The following is a 22,586-nucleotide window of genomic DNA, read 5'->3' as shown; positions in this document are numbered from 1 at the left end:
TTCTGTTTATTTGAGAGTTTAAATGAAAAACGGGCTAAGGTTTTCAAAGCGATTGAAAATCTGATCAAGTAAATGGTCTTAGGGTATAAAAGAGTATCGGCGGCACCGCAGGTGCCGCTGATACTCTTAAATTAAGAAAAATATTATTTCCCAATTTCCTGTTCGATTTTCAAAAGCATTTGTTTTCCATTTTCATTCTCATGATTTAGTTCAACCGATTTTTTATACATTACAATTGCCTCTTCTCTTTTCCCACATTGATGCAAGGCTTCGCCATAACTGTCAAAAATATTCCAACTATTTGGAAAAATTAAACTTGCAGAGTTGAATACTTCCAAAGTATTGTCACATTTTTGAAGTCTAAGAAATTGATAACCTAATCTGTTGAAGTCACTTTCAGAAGCCTCATAATTGCTCGGCTTTTTCAAATATCCTTGAATTAGTTCATTTGCTTTTTCCTTGTTTCCCTTTTCAATTAAACTCCCATAAATTCTCGAGAGATTTTGAACCGGAATTGTGTAAGGCGCATTATTAATTAAATTTAAAATAGCATTAGAAATAGGAAAAATGGAGCTTGCGGAATTAGAAAGTAAAATTACAGTTTGATTTTTTGTCAGATTATGTAACAAAATGCTCGTCAGTCCGGTAATCAAACCGTCGTGAAAAACGATTTTCCCGTCGCTTTCATCAATATACATTCCCCAACCTAAACCATAACTAATTTCTTTTCCATTAATCGCGTAAGAAACAGTTTTTCCATCATTGAGTTTTGTCGCGGTCAAAGCTTCTTCGAATTCATTCTTCCCTAAAATTTGATAATTGAATAATACCTTTTGATATTTTTGTAAATCTAAAGCAGTACTTACAATCCCACCATTTCCATAAAAATTACTTTTTTCAGCAATTAAGAAAGTTTCTTTTAAGGTTTTCGTATTAGCCAATTCCGATGAATAAAAGTTCGGATAAGCATATAGTTCTACTTGATTTGGACTTTTAATTTTTCTGTTTACAGGAACAAATGAATTTTTCATTTTTGCAGGTTTGAAGATTTTTTTCTCCAAATATTTTGCATAACTGATTCCGGAAACTTTTTCGATAATTAAAGCCGCTAGGCAAAAATTCACATTATTGTATTCCCATTTGCTTCCCGGCAAAAAAGAAAGTGGTGTTTTGAAACGGATAAAAGTCGGAATAATATCTTGATTCGAAATGATTTTTTCGGGTTGTTCTTTGATAATCGTATCAAACAAATTGTATTCCTGTGCCAATCCAGAAGTATTATTGAGTAGCTGTTTGATGCTGATATTGGGGTAAGGAAAATCGGTCAGATATTTTTGAACAGGCTCATTGATTTTCAGTTTTCCATTGTGTTGAAGTTGCAAAATTGCTGTTGATGTAAATGTTTTTGTGATGGATGCAATCGGAAATTGAGAATTATCATTCAGACTCTCATTTTTTTCAATATTGGTAAATCCATAGTTTTTAGAAAATGAGGTTTTATCTGATTTTGAAATCAAAACACTTCCGTTAAAAAGTTTCTTTTCAGAAAGTATAGAGAACAAAGCATTTAATTCTTGTCCGGAAATTATGTTTGTACAGAAAGCAGTTATTAGTAGTAAAAAAACTCTGTTTTTCATTTTGATTTATTTTTTTGTGGACAAAATTTGATTGATTTTTGAAAGCATTTTCTTAGCATTATCATTTTTCTGATTTAATTCCAAAGATTTTAAATAATGTTTATTTGCGATTTCATATTTTTCGGCGATGAAATAAGCTTCGCCCAAGCTATCAAAAGCGTCTCCCGAGTTTGGATTATCTTTCACATTGAGTTCGAAAACTTTTATTGCGTCATCCGGCCTGTCATTTCCAATTAATATATAGCCTGTCAAATTCAGTGTTTTTTGAAAATTCCATTCCGGATTTTTCCTCTTTAACGTTTGATAGTTCTGTTCCGCATTTTGATTATCCACTTTAAGAAATTCAGAAATGATTGATTCCTCTGAAAGCAGATATTGGTCAATAAGATTTTTGTCAACCAAACCTGCAATATGATTGATAATTTGGTCCTGAACCGGAGCATATCTGTAGCCATTTGACAAAACGATGATAGACAAATTGCGGTCTTGAAAAACCCTGTATGCACTCACATTCCCACCAGAAAATCCGTAAGAATAGTGATTGTTTACTTTCGTAATGTCCCAACCGTAAGCAAAACGGTCTTTTTTATTATTAAAATCAAAGGTTTTCCACATTGATTTTTTGGTTTCGGAATCTAGAAAAATATTATTGTTTAAATTAATGCTCCAATTAAGAAAAGTTGGTAAGGTAATGTTGACTCCATTTCCGGAATGTGCTCTTAATCCATCGTTTTCCGATGTTTTTTCGTAGCGTTTTGTTTTTGTGTTGTAGAAATTTTTCACCACTCTGTTGGATATATTTTCTGACGAGTTGGATGAAAATAATATTTTATCTTTTGAATGAGAAAATTGATTTTCAAGAATATAATTCTCAAATGATTCTCCCGTTATTTTTTCGATCATCATTGTTAACAGCCAATAATTTGTTTGGTTGTAACTGAATTGATTTCCCGTTTCAAACTCCATTTTTTCCTTAGACAATCTTTCTATTTTCTCTTGATCAGTCGCCGCTACCGAAATATCTTTATATCGAATAATATTCGGAATTCCCGATGAATGCGAAAGAAGATTTTTAATTTTCACGTCCTGCCATTCTTTCGGAAGATTTTCAAGATATTTTGAAATTGTATCATCTAATGATAATTGACCTTTTTCGATGAGCTGAAAAACACTGACAGTAGAAATCAATTTTGAGGTAGAATAGATTCTGAAAAGCGAGTTTTGATTGATTGGATGATTTCCTTCCAAATTCTCTTTTCCGTAATAAACTTCGAAGATTATTTTTCCATCTTTTACAACTCCCACGGCCAAACCAGGAATTTCATTTGCCTTAATTGTTTGTTGTAAATAATTATCGATTGTTTGTTTTAATTCAATCTTTGGACTCTCCTTTTTTTGACTAAAAACAACAATGGATGAAAGCATAAAAAATGCAGACAGAAAATTTTTCATAATCGATTTTGATTGTATAATTTGATGCAAAAATGCGTCAGAAAGCTTGAATACACGACCGATTAAAAAAAGTCGAACTGATTTTTCAGTAATTTCAAAATTAAAATGAACTTTTCCTAAATTCCGTAGGCGTTTTTCCAGTATGTTTTTTAAATGAAGTGCTGAATGAAGATTTTGAATTGAAACCTACCTGATAGAGAATTTCCAGAATAGTCAAATTTTTTTGTGAGGAATCTTTCAATATTTCCTTGGCTTTTTCGATTCGATATTCATTAATGAAATCAAAAAAATGTTTGTTCATATACAGATTAATCAAAGCCGATAAATCTTTGACCGGCATTTTCACCTGCTCTGCCAAATCCTGAATCGTGAGAGACGAATCCAGATAAGGTTCGTTTGAAATCATAAAATCTTTTAAAGATTGTATCTGTCTATTTTTTTCGTCATCAATTATAGGGGAATATTTTTGTTTCGGAACAACTTCTGTAATAGGTCTAAGATGCGAATTCACTCCTCTGAAAAATTCAGGATTGTTTAGTGCAATAAATAAATACCAGCAAGTACAAAATAAAAATGAAAACCCATCAAGAGTAACAATCCAGGCTCGAATCTCTCCAAAACCAATGGTAGCAGTAACGAGCCATCTTAGAAGCACTAAGAAATGTAGGAGATAATATAGAATTGTTATTTTATAAAGTGCATTTATAGAAATATTCGGGTTCGTATAATTTTCAAGATAAACAGTTCTGGACTTTCTAATGACAAGAAATGAAGCAATAAAATAAACTTGAAATAGCAACTCGAAAAGAAATTGAAAAAAATGGGTAACAGGCATTTGATTCATACTTTCTATAAAATGCAATTTTATAGCAGTAGTCTCAAAATAGATACCCGACATCGAATTTAGATTGTAAGCTATAAATGGAATTGCGTGGAGTAAATGTTTCGGTTTTAATCGGAAATTAGAATAGCAGACCGATAGTGTGTAGAGATAAAACGAGGCGGGAACCAAATAGACTATACTCCAACGAAAAACCTCTAGGTTGATGAGATTTTCAGGAATATGATGTATCAAATATTTACTAGCATCTACGGCATTTGCAATAAGAAAAAAAGCGAAAATTCGGTTTCCTAATTTATGTTTCGTTTTCACGGTCAGCAAAAACACGGCAAGAAATAGAATGACGAAAATTCCAATACAAGCAGTGATTTCTAAAAAGCTGAACTTATCCATGTTTTATTAAGCAAAACCAAATGTACTATTTCTATGACTAATTTTTCATAAAAAAGCTCGGAACGACTTAATCGTTCCGAGCTTCAATATCAATTAGCTGAATTTACTTCTCCAGTTGCTTGTAACTTCTCTGGATAAAATCTGTCAACTCTTTTCCTTTCAACAAATTCTGAGATAGTTTCGCCAGATCCAAAGCATATTTAATCTGTGAACTTTTCTCCTCAATATTTTCATTTGCCAGAATTTTAGTTGCAAATTCACTGTTAGAATTCACTACGAGATTATACATTTCAGGGAAACCGCCCATTCCGAACATTCCGCCACCACCGGTTGCCTGCATATCTTTCATTCTACGCATAAATTCGGGCTGAGTAATTGTAAACGGAGCATCGTTACTGTCTAAATCTTCCAATTGAACCGTGAATTTCTTGTCATTAATTGACTCTTCAACGTTTTTCTTTAACGTTTCCTTTTCAGTTTCATTCAGTTTAGAAATAGCCGGTTCGTCTTTTTTAATCAAATTATTGATGTGGTCTGCATCCACTCTTGCAAAAGAAATTTTCTCTTTTGAACTTTCTAATTTCTGAATTAAATGCGGAACAATTGGCGAATCTAAAAGAATCACCTCGTATCCTTTGTCTTTTGCAGACTGGATGTAAGAGTGCTGTTCATCGGCATTGGTAGCGTAAAGAATTACCAAATTTCCGTCTTTGTCTGTTTGATTTGGTTTGATTTTTTCCTCTAATTCGTTCCAAAGGAAATATTTTCCGTCGGTTGTTGGGTACAATGCAAATTTGTCAGATTTTTCAAAGAACTTGTCTTCCGAAATCATTCCGTATTCGATAACGATTTTGATGTCATTCCATTTTTTATCATAGTCGTCACGGTTTTCATTGATTAAAGAAACCATTTTGTCGGCTACTTTTTTGGTAATGTAAGAAGAAATCTTCTTTACCGCACCGTCTGCCTGCAAATAAGAACGAGATACATTCAAAGGGATATCCGGAGAATCAATCACTCCTCTCAACAACATCAGAAAGTCGGGAACAATTCCTTTCACTTCATCCGTTACGTAAACCTGATTTTGGTATAATTGAATTTTATCTTTTTCGATATTTAAATTATTTGCCAGTTTCGGGAAGAATAAAACTCCAGTAAGATTGAAAGGATAATCAACATTTAAATGAATATTGAATAAAGGCTCCTCAAACTGCATTGGGTACAATTCGTGGTAGAACGATTTGTAATCTTCATCTTTCAATTCGCTTGGAGCTTTCGTCCAAGCTGGAGTCGGATTGTTGACGATATTATCAACCTCAACAGTTTCTGCAACGGCATCTTCCGCAGCGCCTTCCGGTAAAGGTAGTGTCTCGGTTTTTGTTCCAAATTTAATCGGAACAGGCATGAATTTGTTGTATTTCATCAACAACTCACGGATTTTGCTCTCTTCCAAAAATTCTGTAGAATCTTCAGCGATATGAAGAATGATTTCCGTTCCTCTGTCAGTTTTGTCAGTAGTTTCTTCTAAACTAAATTCAGGGCTTCCGTCGCAGATCCAACGAACTGCAGGATTTTCTTCACGATAAGATTTAGTGAGAATTTCAACTTTTTCGGCCACCATAAACGCAGAGTAGAAACCTAAACCGAAATGTCCGATAATCCCTGAATCTTTAGCAGAATCTTTATATTTGTCTAGGAATTCTTCTGCTCCTGAAAATGCTACCTGATTGATGTATTTTTCAACTTCTTCGGCAGTCATTCCCAAGCCTTGGTCGATGATGTGTAGTTTTTTGTTTTCCTTATCAATTCTAACCTCGATTTTCGGATTTCCGTAATCAACTTTGGCTTCACCGATGTTAGTCAAGTGTTTTAATTTCAATGTAGCATCGGTTGCGTTTGAAATTAATTCTCTTAAAAATATTTCGTGATCGCTGTACAAAAACTTTTTAATCAACGGAAAGATATTTTCCACCGAAACATTGATATTTCCTTTTGTCATTTTTTTGAATTTTTAAATTTGAATATAAAATCTCAAAAGAAGTACCATTGAAAGGAAAGTGACAGATTGGCATTTTTATCTTGAAATAGGTATGTCTTTCGTCTAAAAACAAAAAAAGACAGCCTTTCAGCTGTCTTTACTATTTGAATCAAAATAAATTATTTTTTGTTATTGATGATTTCTTCTTTCACTTTGTTTTCAAGTTCTTCAGCCAATTCAGGATTGTCTTTCAACAAATCTCTTACCCCATCACGACCCTGACCTAATTTGGTTTCACCATAGCTGAACCAAGAGCCGCTTTTCTTTACAATTCCCATATCAACTGCAGTATCTAAGATTTCTCCAGTTTTAGAAACTCCTTCACCGTACATAATGTCAAATTCTGCCATTTTGAAAGGTGGAGCTACTTTGTTTTTCACAATTTTTACTTTCACACGGCTACCAACTGCCTCATCACCATTTTTGATCGGCGCACTCGCTTTTCTGATGTCTACTCTTACTGAAGCGTAGAACTTCAAAGCGTTACCACCAGTCGTTGTTTCAGGGTTTCCGAACATCACTCCGATTTTTTCTCTCAACTGGTTGATGAAAATTACCGTACATTTTGTTCTTGAAATTGTAGCAGTTAATTTTCTCAAAGCCTGTGACATCAATCTTGCGTGAAGCCCCATTTTAGAATCTCCCATTTCTCCTTCAATCTCCGCTTTTGGAGTTAAGGCTGCCACAGAGTCAATTACGACGATGTCGATTGCACCTGAGCGGATCAAGTTATCAGCAATTTCTAAAGCCTGCTCCCCGTTGTCCGGCTGGGAAATAATCAGGTTTTCAAGATCGATTCCTAATTTTCCGGCATAGCCTCTGTCGAATGCGTGTTCGGCATCAATAAATGCTGCAATACCCCCTGCTTTTTGAGCTTCAGCAATTGCATGTAAAGTTAATGTTGTTTTACCTGAAGATTCAGGTCCGTAGATTTCAATGATTCTTCCTCTTGGATATCCGCCAACGCCCAAAGCGATGTCTAATCCTAAAGATCCGGAAGGGATAACTTCGATGGTAGTGTCAATTGCGCTATCTCCCAACGTCATTACAGTTCCTTTTCCGTATGTTTTATCTAGTTTGTCAAGCACCAATGCAAGTGCTTTTTTCTTATCATCTATGTTGCTCATATCGTATTAAAATAATTTATCAAAATTACATAATTTTAATTTCAAAAGCTAATAATATTTGTTTTTGGAATTTGTTTTTAACGTTAAAAGGTGATAAAATTTTAGTTTAAATTAAAGATTAAATGAAGAAAGTGTATTCACGGATTTCTTATCATGGGGATTCTCCTCTTTTGGATGGATGCATTCATCTCGAGCTTGAAGACAGTGTGATTTATAGCCCCGATTGAATGGTATGTTTGAGCTCTTTAGTTATTTTGGGCGGCGGCAAAGCCGCCGCCCAAAATAACTAAAAGCGAGTAATGAAAGCGGGATTAAGCTCCAGATAATGAGTAATATGTAATTGGTAAGAAGTAATTAATGGCGAAAATTTGAGTTCTCAGTAATTTTCAAATAATCTTCAAGAACTTTCATTTGATCTTTATTTCCTTTTTTAATTCTCGCTTCACGACTCACGGTGGAATCATACATTTTATTGATGATTTTTTTTGTCAGCGGAAAAGCCTTTTTGAAAGGAACATCGGGAATCTGAAGTCTTTTGCAGACCTCATCACCCAGCAAAAACCAGGTGCAACAGATGTGTAAATACCGTAGATTCTTTCTTTGAAACTGATATTTTAAAATAGGATTCTCGAGTGATTCATTTAACAGCGAATGCGCAAGTAGAACAGAATCTTTATCAGAAGATGGCTGTACAGAAGTCCATAGGTAAAAGTATTCTGTAGCCTGCTTTTTATCATTGGGTAAAAGCTGTTCTGGAATCCCTAAAAGGTAACCGACATATTTCCAGAGATGAAAATGACCTTTTTCTTCCTCTTCTGAAATGGTATTACCTAATTTGTGAAGACTGTGCATGAAAACAAGACTGAAACCTATATAGGTTGCCATCATATCCCAGGAATTAATCGGTTCGCCCCAATTTTCAGTATCCCATTTTTTGTCATGCTTTTTAATAGAAAGTCTTGCGTAAGAATGAATGAGTCTTGTTTTAATAGCAAACTCATAACCTTTTTTATGAATGCTTAAGGCGTCATACCTTGTAACATTAACCCAGAAATCAAGTGTTTCCGAAAGTCTTTTTACTGCACCTTTCTTTAAAGCTTCAGTCACGACTAAAGGTTTATTGAGATAAGCATAGTCATAGCCGCCAATAAGACAGTAATCGCGCAGAGAAATCAAAGAATCGAGATTGCACCTCATACAAAGTTCTGCACCTTTTCTAATTAAATTAAAATCAAGCCAATCTGGAATGGCCTGCGTTTGTTTAAAAAGATTAAGTACACTTTGGGGAACTGCATCAATTTCTGAAACTCCTTTTCGGATATACTTTTCTATTTCTCTTGATGCTTCGCTGTATTTTTTTGTAAAATAAACTTGTTTCACTACCTCATCACCTATTTCGTCTACATGATAAAAGTATTCCGAAAATTTGTCAAAGTCTCTAAAACTCACCTCAGCACCCGAAAAATCAATCAGCTGTTTTCCGTTTCCTTTCGTCCAAAAATGTTTGAAATGTTCTGAATCTTTAAATCTTGGTTGTAAAACTTTCCTTTCCATCTGATGTTAAAAGTACAAGTTTTAAGCCGAAAAATTTAGTATTTATAATTCTAAAATTATGATTTTTATACATAAAAACCTGCCGTAAATTGACGGCAGGTTTTATTTTAGATATATAATCAATCGAATTATTTTGTAATAATTAATTTTTCATTATAAATTTTTCCATTCTTCAGCTGTATGGTGATAACATAATTTCCGGTTTGAAATGCGTCTGTTCTGATTTTGGTGTTGCCATTTACTTCACCATATTTCACCAATTTTCCAGACATATCATACATCGAATACTTTCCGGAATCTGACTGATTTGACATTCTGATATTCACTTCATCTTTTGCAGGATTTGGGAATATGGAGAAGATATCTTTATCGATTTCAGAAGTAGAAAGGAAACTTGTCACTGAGAAAAAAGAAGGATTCAGTGCAAAATAGATATTTCCAATGGCTTTTACCATAATTCTTGCCGATGAAATATTTTCGTTAGGTAGATTAACGATAGCAGAACCATTATTCGGAACACTTGCTGCCAAAACAGTATTGAAAGTTAATCCGTTATCTTTTGAAAGTAATATGGTAACATTCTGCGTATTGATTGCTCCTGTATTTGTTCCTGCAACATTCCAGTTTACATTGATTGGGATTGCAGCGCTGTAAGAGATGTTTGTGGGCTGGGAAGTTACAGTAAACGGTCCATCATTGGTCACATTAACGATCACTGCGTCATTCGCCGATTGATTGCCTGTAACTTTATTATCATTGACTAAAAGTGAAAAGTTCAATGTTCTTGCAACGCTTGGTGTTACTTCCCATTTTGGAACTAAATTATTAGCCAAAACCGATGTCATAACCGGGAAATATCTCATAGGAGAAAGAGAAGGAAGTTGGGAACGATAAGTCGGGCCGACTGTTGCTGTAGCTACAGGAGGCTGTGTATTATTTGTATTGTCATACTGTTCCCATAAATAGGTGAGAGGATCATTATTAGGATCTGTTCCGGTTCCAGTTAAAACAAAGGCGGTACCTTTGGGAATTGTAAAATCTGTTCCTGCATCTGCGATTGGAACTCCATTATTATTTGATGTTTTCACAGAGCAGTCTGTTGCTCTTTTTATCACAACATTCATTTCTACAACACTTGCTGCGTGAAAGTATGGGCTACTCAGATTTTGTACATTGAGTGTTGAGCCACAGATTCCGGCATAAGCCATAATGGTAGAGCCGCTTCCTGGTTCATAAGCTGTTGCGTTATTTTCGTTGCCATTGCAGTTTCTGAAGGTATGATTTGCACCAAACTGATGACCGATTTCATGAGCTACGTAATCCACGTCAAAAGGATCTCCGATTGGCGCACCAGATCCGGTAACGCCTCTTGCTTTGTTATTACTGATACACACAACGCCTAGTCCGGCCAAACCACCACTGTTGGTTCCAAATACGTGCCCAATATCATAGTTTGCTGATCCGATTATAGTAGTTGTATTGTTTTGGTTTTGAGTAATCATTGTACCAGGTGTTCCATTGGTATATGGGTCATTAACTGCATCTGTATAAATCAGTAGATTATTATTAGCTACCATCACCATAGTTACAGAAATTGTTTTTTCGTAAATCCCGTTTACTCTGTTCATAGTTGTTACCATCGCTGCCATTGCTAAAGGAACAGTACCTCCGTGAAAAGTTGTGTATTCTCCGGTGGCAGATAGGGCAAGTCTGTAGGTTCTTAAAAAACCGTCGGATACCAACGGCGCTTTTGCGGAAGTATGTAAATTGGTATTTTTATCCAATATATCTTCAACATTACATTCAAAAAGTCTGTCAGTTTTCGGCAAATCTTTTCTTTTGTATAGAATGTATGATGAATTATTCTTTGTGTAGCTGTCGAGATAACTCACATCCCAACCGTCAAAATACATAACACTGATGCCGGTTTCTGGTGTCACACTGAAACGAATAGTGTTTAGTGGTTTTCCTGCTTCCCAGCCTATATAGGTTCTTATTTCCGGGAATTTTGCTTGTAATTCGGGTTCCATTACAGAAGCTTCCTGCACAATATAGTTTCTTACATTCCCATCAGCATCGGGGAATTTGATAACCAGATTTTCGTCACCTGAAAAACGTTTTGGCGCAATTTTCAAATCAATCTTTATTCTCTCTAAATCCAATTGGTATAAAGAAAAAACCTTGGGAGTCGTCCATCTTGGTCTAAGTTCGTTAGAAGTGTTCCGAGTGAGTTTTGTCCAGTAATTTTGCTGCCCAAAGCTTAAAATTGCAAATAGCAGCAGGGAGGAAGCAAGTACTTTTGTTTTCATGATGTTGATTTTAAATATTGTGTAACCACTTTCTTAACCGATATCTTTTTTAATATTTTTAAAAGAATATTGGGTGAGGTGCGGCTGGTTTGTGAAAAATTTGGATTGTTGAAAGCTTTTACTTTTATATAAAGTGTTCCGTTATCTATAGTCATTTTTTCTACTGAGACATCATTGGAGTTTCTCAAGGCAGGTTTGATGATGATAAATGTATCTTCATCTGTTATTGCAGGAATTGGTGCGAGTCGTCTTCCTCCGTTTTTTTTATGAATGGTCGAGTAGATTTGATCCATTTTATCTTGAGTATCAATGACAAGGAAATTCTTTTCAGTTAACGAATATGGATAATGGTAATTATCTTCAAACTGAATTTCTGCTTTTTGAGAAAAAGTATTATGATCGGCACTCTGAGATTGACAATTAAGAAATAAAAACAGATAAACGTAGAGGTGTATTTTCATTTTAAAGCTTAACTGTTATAAAGTTAAAACTTTTTAACTGAATGTATTGAATATTTGTGAAAAATATTTGTGCGAATATAAACTTTTAGGAAGAGGTGTTTTGTATAGATGTAACTACTATTTCTAAAATTTTGGCGCATAAAAAAACCGTTTCAAAAAATGAAACGGTTTTTATTTATATAAAATTTCAGACTAAGCTAAAACTTCTTTTACTTTGTTTGCAGCTTCTTCTAAAGTAATTGCAGAGTGTACCGGAAGACCAGACTCGTCAATTAATCTTTTGGCCTCTACAGCGTTAGTTCCCTGTAATCTTACAATTAATGGAACAGGCAGGCTTCCCATAGCGTGGTAAGCATCTACAACACCTTGTGCAACTCTGTCACATCTTACGATACCTCCGAAGATGTTGATCAAGATTGCTTTTACATTCTGATCTCTCAAGATGATTTCAAAAGCAGTCTGTACTCTCGCAGCATCAGCAGTACCACCAACGTCAAGGAAGTTAGCAGGGTTACCACCAGATAATTTGATGATGTCCATAGTAGCCATTGCAAGACCAGCTCCGTTTACCATACAAGCAACGTTACCATCCAATTTTACGAAGTTAAGACCAGCTTCACCAGCTTCAACATCTAAAGGATCTTCTTCTCTTGTATCTCTTAATTCAGCTAAGTCTTTGTGACGGAACAATGAGTTACCATCTAAAGTTACTTTAGCATCTACAGCGATAATTTTGTTGTCAGAAGTTTTCAAAACCGGGTTGATTTCGAATAAAGAAGCATCAATTCCTACATACGCATTGTATAAAGAAGTGATGAATTTTGTAAATTCTTTGAACGCATTTCCTTCAAGACCTAGGTTGAAAGCAATTTTTCTAGCCTGGAAACCTTGAAGACCCAAAGTAGGATCGATCAATTCGTTGTGGATTAAATGAGGTGTTACTTCAGCAACGTGCTCAATGTCCATACCACCTTCAGTAGAATATACGATTGTATTTTTACCTTCAGCTCTGTCTAAAAGAATAGAAACATAAAATTCTTTAGTTTCAGATTCTCCAGGATAATATACATCCTCTGCTACCAATACAGAATTCACCAATTTACCTTCAGCAGAAGTCTGAGGTGTGATTAGTTGCATTCCGATGATGTTTTGAGCGTTTTCTTTCAATTTATCCATGTTCGGAGAAAACTTTACACCGCCACCTTTACCACGACCACCTGCGTGAATTTGCGCTTTTACAACCCAAGCCTGAGCTCCGGTTTCAGCAGTAAGTTTTTCAGCAGCAGCTACAGCTTCGTCTACGTTATTAGCTACGAAACCACGTTGTATTGCTACTCCGTACTTTGATAAAATCTCTTTTGATTGATACTCGTGAAGATTCATATTATTTTTATTATTATATTTTAATTTTTAAAGGTTGACAAATTTAATAAAAAGACACGGAAGTTCAAGATTATTAGCGCAAAAATTAAAACTCTATTCGTCTTTTTAAATATTCTTATGATGAAATCTCAAACTATAACATAGTTTTTTATAAAAAATGAGTGTAAACCCAATGCTTTTAACTTGGTTTTTTTAAACCACTATGAAGATAGATTTTCAACAACCGTTCTATTTAAAGCAAAGTTCAACTTCATTATTTTCAACTTCTCAGTAAGACTTAATAGTTTTAAATTATTCTTCAGACAATTTCTCAGATTGTGAACCGATAAACGGTATTTTAGGAGCCAGAAAATAACCTGTTAAGCTGGCAAAAAGTATTGGAACGAAATACGTAAAACCGGTTAGAGTTCCCAAAATAATTGTTGTACTCATAGGCGTTCTCGTGACGCATGCATTGATTGCAGCCATACAGCTAACAATCGCTAGGGTAGTATCAACCGCCGGAAATAAATGATGGATGATTAATCCTAAAGTTGTTCCCACAAAAAACAAGGGAATAATGAAACCACCTCTCCATCCTGAAGTTACAGTGATGGCAATAGCTAAAATTTTGAAAATCAAAATAATGATTAAAAAATTCAACGTGTAGTTTCCATTAATCAGTTCATTCACCTCATGATGCCCAAAATATCTTGTCAAAGGAAAATAGAATGCGATAATTCCCAATAAAATTCCACCTACCAACGTTTTGATGTAGATTGGAAATTTTCTGTACTCGAAAGCTTTTTTGAAAAATTTAACCACAAAAATAAAAATCCAGCCAAACAAAGTTCCTACAATTCCAAAAGCGGTTGCATATGCAAAATCGTAAACTCCTGTATAGTGATAGGCTTTCAGATCCCATGTCGCTCCGATTCCTAAATGAATGATCAGGGCAAACATCAGATAACTGAAACAGCTCGCCACCAATGCCGGAATAATGGCTTTGTAATATTCTACAGCGTGTTTGTGATGCAGAATTTCCAGAGAAAACAAACTTCCGCCTAGCGGTGCACCGAAAAGTGCAGTAAAACCTGAAGCCATTCCGGCAATACTTAATGAACGAAGTTCTTCACCTTTCAATCTGAAAAGTTTTCCTAAATAGGTTCCTGTAGAACCTGTCACCTGAACCAGCGGTGCTTCCGGACCCAAACTTCCACCTGATGCCACACAGAAAAGAGATGACAAAATCATGGAAGGGTTATTCTTCGGTTCCAGTTTACCTTTATTGAATCGGATGTTGTTGACGATCAAATAAATTTCTCCCGGATCACCAATGAAATGGATTACCAAACCAGCTAGCAAACCACAAATTGCCATCGTTGGAATGACCATCCAACCGTGAAATTGATGTAAAAATTCCGTGAAATGTTCAAGAACAATCCAATATAGTCCGGCAATAATTCCACCTACCAGACCTGTAATGGCCCACATAAAAAAGGTACGGCTGAATACAAACGGATTGAATCTGATTGGTTGATCTAAAAGATTAAATGTCCGTAGTAAGCGACGTCTTCTATTGATTTTCATTTTAACTTATTTTAAAATTACAATCATCATTTGTTGAAGTTTTTAGGCGTTTTCTGAGAAAATGTTTGCTAGAAAACTAGGAGGTGCTTCTACACGAGCTCAGCATGACATGCTAATACTATTTTGCTGACGATTGGCGTGGCAGTCTGAGCTTGTCGAAGACTTTACAGTAATTAAATTCTATTCTTTACAAAATAAAAAATCAGCATCAGCCAGCTCAAAATCATAAATAGTCCACCAAGCGGAGTGATCGGGCCTAGAAACTTAAGGTTTAAACCAAAATGTTCCTGTAAACTCAATCCATAAATACTGAAAGAGAACAGCATTGTGCCCAAAATCATCAAAATGGAGATCCATTTTTGAGATGAGGTATCAAATTTTAAAATGTAACCTACAATCAGTAAAAAGAATGCAGCGTACATCTGATATCTTACTCCTGTTTCAAAACTTTCAAGTCTTTCTACAGATAATATTTTTTTTAAAGCGTGAGCTCCAAATGCTCCCAAAATAACGGATAACATACCGTAAGCGGCACCGAAGACTAAAGTAATTGTTTTCATTTTATAATTCTTCTAATTTCTAGTTTTAAATATTTTTTTGTTTTAAAATCCTGCCAGGTTCCAACGATTTTATTTCCCTGTACCTCAGCTTCAACCAAAGCTTTGAAAATCCATTGATTCGTTTCTTCGCTGTAATAAGCGTTTTCTATGATGGAAATGTGATTACCTTTCAGTTTTCCGTCCCACTGAATGAGTTTTTTATTTTTGTCGTACCAGTATTTTGCAGAAAAAGAACCATCTTCATACACTTTATTGATCAAAACCGTGATTGGATATTTTCCATCAATTTTTCCTTGATACAATTTATTATCCAAGCTGGTTTTATCAATTTTTCCTGAGCCAGACAATAAATTTTTGGCGTAAGAGCTCCAGTGTTTTTCTAATGCTGTGTAAGAAAATTCGACAGCATGACTACCGAGTTCATCCAATGCTCTCATCGCGTGATTTGAACATCTTCCGGCGATAAATCTTATTGTGTCTTTTGCAAAAGAATATTCAATTCCCTCTAAAGTAAAATCAGTAAAACAATCTTCATACATCGAAATTTGCTCTGAAACTTCGTCCGAAGGGTTTTTCTCCGACTTTAGCTGAACAAGAAAATCATTGACCGTTTTTTTGACGTTTTTCTGAATTAAATTTTCAATTGTTTTGACCGATTGAGGTTGAAATAAATCTTTAGCATTGATGAAATTTCCTGTTCTTAAATCAAAATTTTTCCAGATTGAAAATCCTTCAGGATATGCACCGGAAGCTTCTCCGTCTATCGCTATACTCAGAATGTTTTTTGGCGTTTCAAGTTTTTCCCAGCTGTAAAAGTACACAAAGTTAGAGTACGAGGTCTTTCCCGTAGACACTAGTTTCGATGCACTTATTTCTGAGCCGGGAATATATTCAAGCTGATCGACCTGCAGAAACGTATTGATCTTATTTTCGACTAAAGGTTTCTCTGGATAAGAAATCTTAGGAAAATTGAAATCTTCAGTCTTCGGTGGTAGATCAGTGATCTTTACAGTTTTTTGCTGCGAAAAACAAAGACCGGAAATCAGAAGGAAAATTAGTGTGCCTTTTTTCATCAGGTAGATTTAAGATACTTTAAAATGATTGTGCCAATCAGGGTTAAAGCTCCCAGAATGATAAAAAATTTGGAGTATTTTCTCGATCTCTGAAACTCTGGATTTTTAGTGTTTTTTAAAAATAATCCAAAAAAAATAAAGGCAACTGACCCAATTATTTGTAACATTATTGCGCTCTTAATCTGTTAAACTCATCAATTACTTCATGATGGGTTACTGTTTTATCTTTAAAGTATGTCACGAAATGTTGCTTTTCTGCTTCCGTCGCTCCCATTTGATTTAAGATATTAAACAAATGCATTTTCATGTGACCTTTCTGAATGCCTGTTGTTACCAAAGATCTCAACGCTCCAAAATTCTGAGCCAATCCAGAAACTGCCAAAATGCTCATTAATTCCTGAGCGGATGGTTTTCCAAGTAAGGCCAGAGAGAATTTTACCAAAGGATGAAGATTGGTTAAACCTCCCACAACACCCACTGAAATTGGAAGATCGATCCAAAATCTGAAAATCCCGTTATCAATCGTGCAATGAGTTAGTGATGAGTATTTTCCGTCTCTCGCTGCGTAGGCGTGAGCACAAGCTTCGGTCGCTCTGAAATCGTTTCCGGTGGCAATGACAACTGCATCTACGCCGTTCATAATTCCTTTATTGTGCGTTGTTGCACGGAAAGGTTCAATTTCAGCAATTGTAACTGCCTGTTTGAATTTTCTTGCAAATTCTTCGTTTGAAATTCCGCTGTCGTCTTTTAAGTCCTCGATTTTACAAGAAACTTCCGCTCTCACAATACAATCAGGAGTGAAATTTGAAAGAATGTTCATCACCACCTGCAAAGAATCTTTTTCTTCCTTTGTGAAATCCTCTTCCAAAGAGATCTCTTCTTTTAAAGTCTTACCAAACTGTTCAAGGCAAGAATTGATGAAATTGGCACCCATAGAATCTACAGTGTCAAAACTTGCTTTCAGCTGATAATAATTAGGCATTTCAGCAGTTTTGTCAACGAGTTTTATTTCTAGAATTCCGCCGCCACGATTTCTCATGTTTGCTGTGATGCTTTCTGTGGCTTCAAACAACTTTTTCTTTAATTTAAAATTAAAAAAATGCTGAAGTTTGTGAGATTCTACTTCTATGATGAAATGAGTATGACCTAATTTTTTAGTATTAATAATGGTAGTTTTAAAACCTCCTTTATCAATCCAAAATTTGGCTGCTTTGGAAGCGGCTGCTACAACTGAACTTTCTTCAACGGCCATCGGTAAAGCCAATAATTTTCCGTCGATCAGGAAGTTTGGGGCTATTCCGTAAGGCATATAGAAATTGGAAATCGTATTCTCAGAAAACTCATCGTGAAGTTTCTGAAGTTCTGTATTTTCGTTCCAATATTGGTTGAGTATATTCTGATAATCTTTGTTTCCTTCGAGATATTCATTGACAAGCCAGTCAATTTTTCCCTGCTTGGTCAGTTTAGAAAAACCTTCTACCGGTTGATGATTCATAGAGTGCGTTATTTTTTAGTATAGAAAGTGGAATCGGCTGTTTACGATTTCACGCATAAATTAATGATGGTAAATATAGTAAATTTGTTTGTGCCTATTGTTGATAAGTTAGTTGAAAAAAGAGTGACATTTCTCAATTTTGGACATAGTTTTGTAAAGTAAAACGTCTATTTATAATAAATTCTAACCACAATACATGAATTTTGACCGCCTTAAAGAAAAATTAGAAATCCTTGCTGACGCTGCGAAGTATGATGTTTCATGTTCGTCTAGCGGAGGTTCGAGGAAGAATAAGAAAGGTGCTTTGGGAGACAGTTCTGCGAGCGGGATTTGTCATACCTACACCGAAGACGGTCGATGTGTTTCTCTGCTTAAAGTTCTTTTGACCAATCACTGCATTTATGATTGTGCATATTGCGTTTCCCGAAGTTCGAATGATATCAAAAGAGCCGCTTTCACAGTGGAAGAAGTAGTTGATTTGACGATTAATTTTTACCGAAGAAATTATATTGAGGGCTTATTTTTAAGTTCAGGAATTTTCAAAAATGCTGACACCACAATGGAGCGTTTGGTGCGTGTGGCAAAAAAACTTCGTCTCGAAGAAAATTTCAACGGATATATTCATTTGAAATCAATTCCCGGCGCAAGTGATATTCTGATGCAGGAAGCTGCATTGTATGCAGATCGATTGTCAATTAATATTGAAATTCCTACTGAAAGCGGACTGAAGTTATTAGCTCCGGAGAAAAACCGACAGGATATGCTCAATCCGATGAAATATATCCAGAGCGGAATTACCCAGTATAAAGAAGAAAAGAAAATTTTCAGAAAAGTTCCGAAGTTTGCTCCTGCCGGGCAATCTACGCAGATGATTGTTGGCGCAACCAATGAAAATGATTTGCAGATCATCAAAGTTGCCGATCATTTTTATAAAAATTACAATCTGAAAAGAGTTTATTATTCGGGATATGTTCCGGTTTTGGAAGATAACAGATTACCTGCTTTAACGACGGCAGTTCCGATGCTTCGGGAAAACCGTTTGTATCAGTCGGATTGGCTGATGCGTTTTTATGGTTTTAAAGCCGATGAAATCTTAGACCCAAATATGCCTTTTCTTGATTTGGAAGTTGATCCTAAATTAAGTTGGGCTTTACGGCATTTGGATCAGTTCCCGATTAATCTTCAGAATGCTGATTATCAGATGATCTTAAGAATTCCGGGAATTGGAGTGAAAACAGCAAAGAAAATTGTGTCGGCGAGACGTTTTCAGGTTTTAACGATTGATCATTTGAAAAAATTGGGAGCTGCGGTCAATCGTGCTAAATATTTTATTGATTTTAATGCAGGAAATGTTTTTCTGAGACATTTAACTGATTTGAATTTGAAAAAATTATTGATTGGAGGAAGTACTTCAAAATTTCAGGATCAGTTTTCGCAGCAATTGACACTTTTTTAATTGTTCAAACACAAATTGCACGAATGTTTTTACGAATTTCATAAATCTATATTCAAAAATAAATAGTCTATTTTGGGCAAGATTTGAAACAACTTTCAAATTATCACATTTTCAAATTTTCAAACTAAAAAAATGACCACCCTCATCTACGACGGCAGCTTTGACGGACTTTTTACTGCAATATTCGAAGTGTTCGAGTATAAGTATGATGATGTAGAAATTATAGGCAGAGAAAGATTTCATCAGGAAAATATCTTCGCTGAAATTCATGAAGTGATCACGCAGGAAGCGAAATCTGAAAGAGTTTTAAAAAAATTAGAAGAAAATATAGGGAAGTCGGGCATTCATGAGCTGGTGAAAGTTTTTTTGTCAGAAGAACCTGATTTAGAAAAGATCGTTTTGTCTGCAGTAAGACAATCGATACAATATCCGAAAGAAAATATTCTCCAAAATTATGCAGATCAGGATATTTTGAGAATTGCTAAAATTTCAAAATCTGTGAGTCGCGAAAGACATCGGATGACAGCTTTCGTTCGGTTTGAAAAAATGCAGGATGAGGTTTTCTTTGCCAAAATAGATCCGGATTTTAATGTTTTACCTTTGATCAGAAAGCACTTTAAAGACCGTTATCAGGATCAGAAATGGATGATTTACGATCTCAGAAGAAACTACGGAATTCTTTATGATTTGGAAACCTGTGATTTCTTTTATCCTGAAGAAAAATTAGATTTAAAAAAATATCAAGAGAAGTTTCATGATGAAGAAAATCAATATCAAAAACTTTGGCAGCGATACTTTTTTAAAACCAATATTGTAGAAAGGAAAAATTTAAAACTGCATATTCAGCATGTTCCGAAGAGATATTGGAAATATTTAACGGAGAAGCATTAGAGTTACTCTATAGATTGCAAAGATTTTCACGTATTTTCTCTAAAATGGTGAAAACATTCCAGCCACGGATGAGATAAATTCACATCACTTTTTTAGAAATTCAAACTGCGACCATATCGGAATTTTATTACTTTCCCACTCCAGCTGGCTCTTTTTACTTTTGCCTTGGCTCTTTTAAATTTGCAGGATACTAAAGGATGAAAAGTATTATAAAGATACTGCCGTTATCTGAACTTGTTTTTGTAAATTTGTGTTTGAAATTTTTTACTAAATGAAAGAGAGTGCTGTAAAAAAAATTGCAGTTCTTACTTCGGGTGGTGACTCTCCGGGGATGAACGCAGCATTAAGAGCGGTCGTAAGAACTGCCAATTATTACAATATCGAATGTTACGGAGTGAGAGAAGGCTACAACGGTCTTATTCATGATGATTTCCTGAAAATGGGACCTCGTTCTGTAAAAAATATAATCAACCAAGGTGGAACTATTCTAAAATCTGCCAGATCCAAAGAATTCAGAACTAAAGAAGGTCGTCAAAAAGCCTATGACAATTGTGTGAAATACGGAATTGACGGTTTGGTTTGTATAGGAGGTGACGGAACGTTCACTGGGGCAAAGATTTTCAATGAAGAATTTGGAGTCCGTGTAATTGGTGTGCCGGGAACGATTGATAACGACATCTTTGGGACGGACAATACCATTGGTTTCGACACAGCCTTAAATACAGCAATGGATGCGATTGATAAAATCCGTGATACAGCGACTTCTCACAACAGAGTTTTTTTTGTTGAAGTAATGGGTCGCGATGCAGGTTTTATTGCGCTGAACAGCGGATTGGCAACTGGTGCTTTGGATATTCTGATTCCTGAGAAAAAAGACAGCATGGATGAATTGTTTACCAATTTCAGAAATGCAGAAAAAACAGGAAAATCTTCAAGCATCGTCGTGGTTGCAGAAGGCGAGAAACTGGCAAACATCTACGAATTGGCAGAGCAGACTCAGAAAGAATTTCCTGAATACGATATTCGTGTGGCTATTTTAGGTCATATTCAAAGAGGTGGTTCACCGAGCTGTGCAGACAGGGTTTTAGCGAGTAGATTGGGCTTCGGAGCTGTAACCGGATTAATGGTAGGAGAAAATAATGTGATGGCAGGAATGCGTTCAAACGAAATTGTTTACACGCCGATCGAAGATGCCATTAAAAAACACAACGAAATCAATAAAGATCTGTTGCTGATTTCAGAAATTTTAGCAATCTAATATTTTATATAATTAAATAAATCAAAACAATTATGTCAACAATTAAAGTAGGTATTAACGGGTTTGGTAGAATCGGTCGTCTTGTTTTCAGAGCAATGACTGAAAGAGACAACATCGAAGTCGTTGGTATCAATGACCTTATTAATGCAGAATACATGGCTTACATGTTAAAGTATGATTCTGTACACGGTATTTTCCCGGGAGAAGTTTCTGTAGAAGGTAATGACCTTGTAGTAAACGGTAAAAAAATCAGAGTTACTGCAGAAAGAGATCCAAACAACTTGAAGTGGAACGAAATCGGTGCTGATTACATCGTAGAATCTACCGGTTTATTTTTAGATAAAGAAAGTGCTGCTGCACACATCAACGCTGGTGCAAAAAAGGTTATTCTTTCTGCTCCATCTAAAGATGATACGCCAATGTTTGTAATGGGTGTAAACCACACTGAGCTTACAGATGATGTTAAAATCTTATCAAATGCTTCTTGTACTACAAACTGTTTAGCTCCTTTGGCTAAAGTTATCCACGATAATTTCGGAATTGTAGAAGGTTTGATGACAACTGTACACGCTACAACTGCAACTCAGAAAACGGTTGACGGTCCTTCAGTGAAAGATTGGAGAGGTGGTAGAGCTGCTCTTAACAATATTATTCCTTCTTCTACAGGTGCTGCAAAAGCAGTAGGGAAAGTAATTCCCTCATTGAACGGAAAATTGACTGGTATGTCTTTCAGAGTACCAACGGTTGACGTTTCTGTAGTTGATTTAACAGTAAGATTAGAAAAAGGTGCTTCTTACGAAGAAATCTGTGCTGTAATCAAAGCTGCTTCTGAAGGTGAATTGAAAGGTATTCTTGGATATACTGAAGATGCTGTAGTTTCTCAGGATTTCATTGGAGACAAGAGAACTTCAATCTTCGATAAAGACGCTGGTATTATGCTTTCTCCTAACTTTGTGAAGCTTGTTTCTTGGTATGACAACGAAATGGGTTACTCAAACAAATTAGTTGATATGTTGATCCACGCTTCTTCTTTAACTAAATAATAAGCAGTCAGCTATAAATGAAAAAACCTTCCAAATCTGGAAGGTT

Annotated in this window: 17 protein-coding genes; 4 read left to right on the top strand and 13 right to left on the bottom strand. The window is 35.4% G+C overall.

Features of this window, described 5'->3' with window-relative positions:
• Positions 1-143 precede the first annotated feature (143 nt).
• The 13 genes from AR685_RS13445 to AR685_RS13385 all read right to left on the bottom strand — a co-directional run bounded on the left by AR685_RS13445 (position 144) and on the right by AR685_RS13385 (position 17,892).
• Positions 144-1,637, bottom strand: coding sequence for a serine hydrolase domain-containing protein (locus tag AR685_RS13445; RefSeq protein WP_059124887.1), 1,494 nt, complete (start codon positions 1,635-1,637; stop codon positions 144-146).
• Positions 1,638-1,643: 6 nt separating this feature from the next.
• Positions 1,644-3,089 (bottom strand): serine hydrolase, encoded by a 1,446-nt coding sequence (locus tag AR685_RS13440; protein ID WP_059124886.1) that lies wholly within the window; start codon positions 3,087-3,089, stop codon positions 1,644-1,646.
• Positions 3,090-3,189: 100 nt separating this feature from the next.
• Positions 3,190-4,323 carry a helix-turn-helix domain-containing protein gene (locus AR685_RS13435; protein WP_059124885.1) on the bottom strand — a complete coding sequence of 378 codons (1,134 nt, stop codon included), beginning with the start codon at positions 4,321-4,323 and terminating at the stop codon, positions 3,190-3,192.
• Positions 4,324-4,426: 103 nt separating this feature from the next.
• Positions 4,427-6,322 (bottom strand): molecular chaperone HtpG, encoded by a 1,896-nt coding sequence (gene htpG, locus AR685_RS13430; protein ID WP_047444728.1) that lies wholly within the window; start codon positions 6,320-6,322, stop codon positions 4,427-4,429.
• Positions 6,323-6,480: 158 nt separating this feature from the next.
• Positions 6,481-7,488 carry a recombinase RecA gene (gene recA, locus AR685_RS13425; protein WP_047444724.1) on the bottom strand — a complete coding sequence of 336 codons (1,008 nt, stop codon included), beginning with the start codon at positions 7,486-7,488 and terminating at the stop codon, positions 6,481-6,483.
• A 354-nt stretch (positions 7,489-7,842) separates the two neighbouring features.
• Entirely contained in the window at positions 7,843-9,042 is a 1,200-nt protein-coding gene (locus AR685_RS13420) for an oxygenase MpaB family protein (RefSeq protein ID WP_059124884.1), read from the bottom strand.
• A gap of 128 nt (positions 9,043-9,170) precedes the next feature.
• A complete protein-coding gene (locus tag AR685_RS13415; protein ID WP_059124883.1) occupies positions 9,171-11,351 on the bottom strand; it encodes a reprolysin-like metallopeptidase in 2,181 nt (726 codons plus the stop codon).
• Positions 11,348-11,812 carry a hypothetical protein gene (locus AR685_RS13410; protein WP_059124882.1) on the bottom strand — a complete coding sequence of 155 codons (465 nt, stop codon included), beginning with the start codon at positions 11,810-11,812 and terminating at the stop codon, positions 11,348-11,350. Before AR685_RS13410 ends, AR685_RS13415 begins: the two co-directional genes overlap by 4 nt.
• Positions 11,813-12,004: 192 nt before the next feature.
• Entirely contained in the window at positions 12,005-13,195 is a 1,191-nt protein-coding gene (sucC, locus tag AR685_RS13405) for an ADP-forming succinate--CoA ligase subunit beta (RefSeq protein WP_047444718.1), read from the bottom strand.
• Between the two features lie 291 nt (positions 13,196-13,486).
• Positions 13,487-14,764, bottom strand: coding sequence for a chloride channel protein (locus AR685_RS13400; protein WP_059124881.1), 1,278 nt, complete (start codon positions 14,762-14,764; stop codon positions 13,487-13,489).
• A 173-nt stretch (positions 14,765-14,937) separates the two neighbouring features.
• Positions 14,938-15,324 (bottom strand): DUF423 domain-containing protein, encoded by a 387-nt coding sequence (locus tag AR685_RS13395; protein WP_059124880.1) that lies wholly within the window; start codon positions 15,322-15,324, stop codon positions 14,938-14,940.
• Positions 15,321-16,397, bottom strand: coding sequence for a hypothetical protein (locus AR685_RS13390; protein ID WP_059124879.1), 1,077 nt, complete (start codon positions 16,395-16,397; stop codon positions 15,321-15,323). Before AR685_RS13390 ends, AR685_RS13395 begins: the two co-directional genes overlap by 4 nt.
• Positions 16,398-16,563: 166 nt before the next feature.
• On the bottom strand, positions 16,564-17,892 hold the full coding sequence (locus AR685_RS13385; protein WP_059124878.1) for a hydroxymethylglutaryl-CoA reductase, degradative: 1,329 nt from the start codon (positions 17,890-17,892) through the stop codon (positions 16,564-16,566).
• Positions 17,893-18,088: 196 nt separating this feature from the next.
• Here AR685_RS13385 and AR685_RS13380 point away from each other — a divergent pair, with 196 nt between their 5' ends.
• From AR685_RS13380 to gap, 4 genes are all read left to right on the top strand, one after another.
• Positions 18,089-19,348 carry a putative DNA modification/repair radical SAM protein gene (locus AR685_RS13380; protein ID WP_047444708.1) on the top strand — a complete coding sequence of 420 codons (1,260 nt, stop codon included), beginning with the start codon at positions 18,089-18,091 and terminating at the stop codon, positions 19,346-19,348.
• A 132-nt stretch (positions 19,349-19,480) separates the two neighbouring features.
• Positions 19,481-20,239, top strand: coding sequence for a TIGR03915 family putative DNA repair protein (locus AR685_RS13375; RefSeq protein WP_059124877.1), 759 nt, complete (start codon positions 19,481-19,483; stop codon positions 20,237-20,239).
• A gap of 271 nt (positions 20,240-20,510) precedes the next feature.
• Positions 20,511-21,497 carry a 6-phosphofructokinase gene (gene pfkA / locus AR685_RS13370; RefSeq protein WP_047444704.1) on the top strand — a complete coding sequence of 329 codons (987 nt, stop codon included), beginning with the start codon at positions 20,511-20,513 and terminating at the stop codon, positions 21,495-21,497.
• A 32-nt stretch (positions 21,498-21,529) separates the two neighbouring features.
• Positions 21,530-22,540, top strand: a complete 1,011-nt coding sequence (gap, locus tag AR685_RS13365; protein WP_047444702.1) for a type I glyceraldehyde-3-phosphate dehydrogenase — start codon at positions 21,530-21,532, stop codon at positions 22,538-22,540.
• Positions 22,541-22,586 lie beyond the last annotated feature (46 nt).

This window comes from Chryseobacterium sp. JAH, from assembly GCF_001507335.1.
Classification (GTDB): domain Bacteria; phylum Bacteroidota; class Bacteroidia; order Flavobacteriales; family Weeksellaceae; genus Chryseobacterium.
Note: the sequence above shows the minus strand (reverse complement) of the source record. Positions and strands in the feature narration are given on the sequence as shown.

Coding starts and splice junctions, on each gene's coding strand:
- htpG (WP_047444728.1), bottom strand. CDS start 6,322: ATGACAAAAGGAAATATCAATGTTTCGGTGGAAAATATCTTTCCGTTG.
- AR685_RS13395 (WP_059124880.1), bottom strand. CDS start 15,324: ATGAAAACAATTACTTTAGTCTTCGGTGCCGCTTACGGTATGTTATCC.
- AR685_RS13435 (WP_059124885.1), bottom strand. CDS start 4,323: ATGGATAAGTTCAGCTTTTTAGAAATCACTGCTTGTATTGGAATTTTC.
- AR685_RS13385 (WP_059124878.1), bottom strand. CDS start 17,892: ATGAATCATCAACCGGTAGAAGGTTTTTCTAAACTGACCAAGCAGGGA.
- sucC (WP_047444718.1), bottom strand. CDS start 13,195: ATGAATCTTCACGAGTATCAATCAAAAGAGATTTTATCAAAGTACGGA.
- AR685_RS13445 (WP_059124887.1), bottom strand. CDS start 1,637: ATGAAAAACAGAGTTTTTTTACTACTAATAACTGCTTTCTGTACAAAC.
- AR685_RS13420 (WP_059124884.1), bottom strand. CDS start 9,042: ATGGAAAGGAAAGTTTTACAACCAAGATTTAAAGATTCAGAACATTTC.
- AR685_RS13410 (WP_059124882.1), bottom strand. CDS start 11,812: ATGAAAATACACCTCTACGTTTATCTGTTTTTATTTCTTAATTGTCAA.
- AR685_RS13400 (WP_059124881.1), bottom strand. CDS start 14,764: ATGAAAATCAATAGAAGACGTCGCTTACTACGGACATTTAATCTTTTA.
- AR685_RS13380 (WP_047444708.1), top strand. CDS start 18,089: ATGAATTTTGACCGCCTTAAAGAAAAATTAGAAATCCTTGCTGACGCT.
- AR685_RS13390 (WP_059124879.1), bottom strand. CDS start 16,397: ATGAAAAAAGGCACACTAATTTTCCTTCTGATTTCCGGTCTTTGTTTT.
- AR685_RS13375 (WP_059124877.1), top strand. CDS start 19,481: ATGACCACCCTCATCTACGACGGCAGCTTTGACGGACTTTTTACTGCA.
- AR685_RS13440 (WP_059124886.1), bottom strand. CDS start 3,089: ATGAAAAATTTTCTGTCTGCATTTTTTATGCTTTCATCCATTGTTGTT.
- pfkA (WP_047444704.1), top strand. CDS start 20,511: ATGAAAGAGAGTGCTGTAAAAAAAATTGCAGTTCTTACTTCGGGTGGT.
- gap (WP_047444702.1), top strand. CDS start 21,530: ATGTCAACAATTAAAGTAGGTATTAACGGGTTTGGTAGAATCGGTCGT.
- recA (WP_047444724.1), bottom strand. CDS start 7,488: ATGAGCAACATAGATGATAAGAAAAAAGCACTTGCATTGGTGCTTGAC.
- AR685_RS13415 (WP_059124883.1), bottom strand. CDS start 11,351: ATGAAAACAAAAGTACTTGCTTCCTCCCTGCTGCTATTTGCAATTTTA.